This window comes from Streptococcus cristatus, assembly GCF_003944225.1.
Lineage (GTDB): Bacteria > Bacillota > Bacilli > Lactobacillales > Streptococcaceae > Streptococcus > Streptococcus cristatus_K.
Genome location: NZ_RJPN01000027.1, coordinates 1 through 892 on the forward strand (window position 1 = coordinate 1; position 892 = coordinate 892).

1 protein-coding gene is annotated in these 892 nt (G+C 48.8%); it reads left to right on the top strand.

The window, feature by feature from the left end; genetic code table 11:
• Nucleotides 1–892: hypothetical protein (locus D8797_RS10030; RefSeq protein WP_185780878.1), on the top strand; the 892-nt coding region annotated here is incomplete at both ends.

Sequence of the window (892 nt, forward strand, 5' to 3'; positions counted from 1 at the left end):
AGCATCTGTATCAGCTAGCCAATCAGCTTCAGCGTCTGTATCAGCAAGTCAAAGTACTTCAGCATCAGTGAGCGCAAGCATCAGTGCTTCAGCTTCAGCATCTAACAACCAGAACTCAGCTTCTATTTCAGTAAGCGCGAGCCAGTCTGCGTCAATTAGTGCGAGCCAAAGCGCTTCAGCATCAGTAAGTGCTAGTCACTCAGCATCTGTATCAGCTAGCCAATCAGCTTCAGCGTCTGTATCAGCAAGTCAAAGTACTTCAGCATCAGTGAGCGCAAGCATCAGTGCTTCAGCTTCAGCATCTAACAACCAGAACTCAGCTTCTATTTCAGTAAGCGCGAGCCAGTCTGCGTCAATTAGTGCGAGCCAAAGTGCTTCAGCATCAGTAAGCGCAAGCATCAGTGCTAGCCACTCAGCCTCTGTATCAGCTAGTCACTCATCTTCAGCGTCTGTATCTGCAAGTCAAAGTACTTCAGCATCAGTGAGCGCAAGCATCAGTGCTTCAGCTTCAGCATCTAACAACCAGAACTCAGCTTCTATTTCAGTAAGCGCGAGCCAGTCTGCGTCAATTAGTGCGAGCCAAAGCGCTTCAGCATCAGTAAGTGCTAGTCACTCAGCATCTGTATCAGCTAGCCAATCAGCTTCAGCGTCTGTATCAGCAAGCCAATCAGCTTCAGCTTCAGCATCTAACAACCAGAACTCAGCTTCTATCTCAGCAAGCGCGAGCCACTCTGCGTCAATTAGTGCGAGCCAAAGCGCATCAGCTTCTATCTCAGCAAGCATCAGTGCTAGCCAATCAGCATCAAGCTCAGCAACAGCAAGCCAAAGTGCTTCAGCAAGTGCAAGCGTAAGTGCATCAGTAAGCGCTAGTCACTCAGCATCTGTATCAGCT